General features: G+C 41.6%; 4 protein-coding genes and 1 pseudogene. All 5 read right to left on the bottom strand.

The genetic code is table 11. The annotated features are described in order from the left end of the window. Window positions 1-518 (bottom strand): ferrochelatase (hemH, locus tag WBJ10_RS15675; protein WP_424291968.1); only part of this gene is annotated, 518 nt, incomplete at its 3' end. Window positions 519-598: 80 nt separating this feature from the next. Continuing rightward, complete coding sequence (locus WBJ10_RS15670; protein ID WP_424291966.1) at window positions 599-1282, bottom strand: fatty acid desaturase; 684 nt, start codon at window positions 1280-1282, stop codon at window positions 599-601. 11 nt (window positions 1283-1293) lie between these two features. Continuing rightward, complete coding sequence (locus WBJ10_RS15665) at window positions 1294-2142, bottom strand: 4-hydroxy-3-methylbut-2-enyl diphosphate reductase (RefSeq protein ID WP_424291964.1); 849 nt, start codon at window positions 2140-2142, stop codon at window positions 1294-1296. A gap of 56 nt (window positions 2143-2198) precedes the next feature. Next, window positions 2199-2831, bottom strand: coding sequence for a carotenoid biosynthesis protein (locus WBJ10_RS15660; protein WP_424291962.1), 633 nt, complete (start codon window positions 2829-2831; stop codon window positions 2199-2201). Then, window positions 2831-3298 (bottom strand): annotated as a pseudogene (locus WBJ10_RS15655) (glycosyltransferase); the annotation flags it as partial. The gene WBJ10_RS15660 and the pseudogene WBJ10_RS15655, both read right to left, overlap by 1 nt.

Below are 3298 nucleotides of genomic sequence, written 5' to 3'. Positions count from 1 at the left end.
GCGAACACCCGGATCATTAATTCATTATCATGAAAAGAATTCACGAATGAAATATTGGGGATCGTCTGCCATTTACTGACCAATTCCATCACTTTTTGAAGCACTGATCCCGAACTAGCTGAGGCGTAGTGCGGAAACAGAGGAATCACTTTTATACTATCAACCTGAGCGGCTTTCAATTTCTCCAGTGCAGATTCAATCGAAGGACTCTGGTAACGCATGGCCAGTTCGACATGATAATCATCGCCTATTTTAGCTTGCAGCAAATCCTTTTGCAGGATACTGTAGTGGAGTAAAGGCGAACCCGTAGTATCAGACCAAATCTCTTTATACAATTTGGCAGATTTTGGGCCACGAAAAGGGACGATTACTCCTTTAACAAGAAAGGTCCGTAAAATGGGATTGACATCGATAACACGTTCGTCCATCAGAAACTCATCAAGATATTTCCGCACATCAGAAGTTGAAGGACTGTCGGGAGTGCCCAGATTTACAAGTAAAACGCCTTTTTTATTCATATACTTTTCGAGAGCGGCAAATATAACTTTGAGAGGGCTTAATTGAAAGTCCTCCTGCCGATTTGACTTTAATACAACAATTAAGGATTTGCCTCCTTGAGTTTCCAAAGCTTCCACCAGGGAGTACCCGGTGAATCGTGATGCTCGTAGTGGTAACCAAAGAAGTAGCAGGTAATAAAGGCGTAAAAGTGGTTCCTGGCCAATGTACGTGACTGATATTTATTTTCATGCTCACCGTGATGAGGTACCCATGTCCCGAAATAGAAAAGCTGTAAAGTGCTCAGCAGTGAAGGCAGAACCCAAAACATGAGGAGATTTTCCTCAGCGATCCACAATTTCAGGATATTAAAGATAATAGCCATCAGCACTATTTGCCACCAGGAGATATATTCTCTGATAAATTTGAAATACCACATCAGGAAACTGCCGTCATGGTAATCAGGATCTTTCTCGGTATGAACATGATTATGATGTTCATGATGTTTGGTATAGAGTTTTTTGAAAGGAAAGCAGGCATATAAAAAGGTGCAGACCTGTCCAATAATATCATTCAGCGTTCTGTTCCGCGATACCGTACCGTGCATGGCATCATGGGCGGTGATGAAAAGCCCCGTATACAAGTGCATCTGCACTAAAACCATGATATATATTAACGGGTTATCGAATCGGATCTCCCAATTCATCAGGAGTATGATTGAAATCAGCCATACACCTATGACGGCGATAGCGGCAAGGACGCCAAAATATGTTTTTAGTCCAGACATTTCAGCGTCTATCAGAATGCTTCAAGTGTCTTCTTTACCTGGGTCATCAGCCACATCGGAGTAGATGTCGCTCCGCAAATACCAATTTTGTCGCCCGGATTAAACAACTCCTTGTTCAACTCGGATTCATTAGAGATAAAATACGTGTTGGGATTATGCTTGCGGCAAACTTCAAACAGGACCTTACCATTCGACGATTTCTTGCCTGAAACGAATACTATGTGATCAAAATTCTTAACGAACTTAGGCAATTCTTCATCCCGGTTCGAGACCTGCCGGCAAATCGTATCGTTGGCTTTTATGTCGTAACCCCTGTTAATGAGTTCTTCCTTTATCTGGTAAAATTTAGCGGTGCTTTTGGTCGTCTGACTGTAAAGTGTAAACTTCTCGGGAAGGTCAACATCTTCCAGTTCAGATATGTCCTGGAATACAATTGCTTCGTTGTTAGTCTGCCCCTGTAGCCCTATAACTTCGGCGTGGCCGTGTTTGCCAAATATCAGCACCTTCTCTTTGCTGTCGTGTGTATTTTTTATGCGATTTTGAAGCTTCAGCACCACAGGACACGATGCGTCAATCAGAGTAATATTGTTTTCCAGGGCAATCTTATACGTTTCCGGTGCCTCACCATGGGCCCGGATTAACACTTTCTCGTTCCTTATTTCTACCAGATCTTCATGAGAAATAATACGCAGGCCTTTTTCTTTGAGCCTGGTAACTTCTTCATCATTATGCACGATGTCCCCAAGGCAGTATAAGTATCCATCTTCCGCAAGAATCTCTTCTGCCATATCAATGGCATAGACAACACCGAAGCAAAAGCCGGAGTCCTGATCTATCGTTACCTGAAGATTATAGTTCATAAAGAATAATTGATTGAGCTTCTATACAAGCATTTACAAAAATACGAAATTCTTTCTTAGCTAGCCCACCAGTTTAGAACGATAAAGAATACGAGCTGTGTAACAAAGAGAACGATGGCCGCAGGGTTTTGTTTCCTAAAATTCATTCGGTTAAAGAAAAGGAACATGATGAAAGCAACAATAAACCATCCTATGTAGTTCTGCATCGGAATCACTCCTCCCTGCCAGCTCCAGTAGTCATATTTTATAGCCACGGGCTCGATCAGAAAGTCGGTGCTTACTAACACAGCTGCACCAAGGGCTGCAAGCGCGTATTTATTAATCTTTATAGGCTGCAACAAAACTCCGGTAGTATATACGAGAATAAGCCAGTTCACACCAATCATGAGCGGAGTTTGCCAGAGTTTTAGTCCCAGAGTAGACCCGTAAGTATATGACCCGAAAATTAGCCCAGTATTTACACCGGCAACTTCAACTAGAAATCCTGCGGCATATACCATCAGGGCGAATAATAAAATATCTCGGGTGCCATCATAGCCTGAAACGATCATAAGCGATAGCATCAGCAGCAAATGAAAAGGGACGAGCTTGATAAAAAAATCATTGAGCTCCGGATTCAGGAAGCCATATAATCCCACACAGTGGAAGAGTATTACAATTAAACTGCAAATATTGGTTTTGTTAAACATCAATTCCTGATCGGCCTTCCTTTCCAGACTATTGTTTTAGTGAAATATTTTTTGACTGAGATAACTGCGATAAAGACCATGGAAATCAACTGTAAGGGATGCAAAAGGATATTATACCACACATTCTGGCCAGACATCAGGGAAATCATCACACGGCTCAAAATTATTAATGATAAGGCAAAGAATAACAGTTCCGGGCTTAAAATATATGCAATGGCTAAGGGGCCAAGAATTACTAATAATAAGTAAAAAGATAAGCCGAATATATTATTGTTGAATCCCGCCAGGAAGTTCTTACTGAAGCCCTGAAATGCTTCCCTGAAACTGCCGTACATTCTGCAGAATATAAAGCCGTTCGCAAGTAATGCTTCTCCCCGATATCCCGATGCTTTGACCGATCTCATAATTTCAATGTCCTCTACAACCTTATCTCTTACCTGCTCATGCCATTGGTTCTCTTTATAATT

The organism is Daejeonella sp. (assembly GCF_049655485.1).
Taxonomy (GTDB): Bacteria; Bacteroidota; Bacteroidia; order Sphingobacteriales; family Sphingobacteriaceae; genus Daejeonella.
This window is presented reverse-complemented; position numbering and strand designations above follow the sequence as displayed.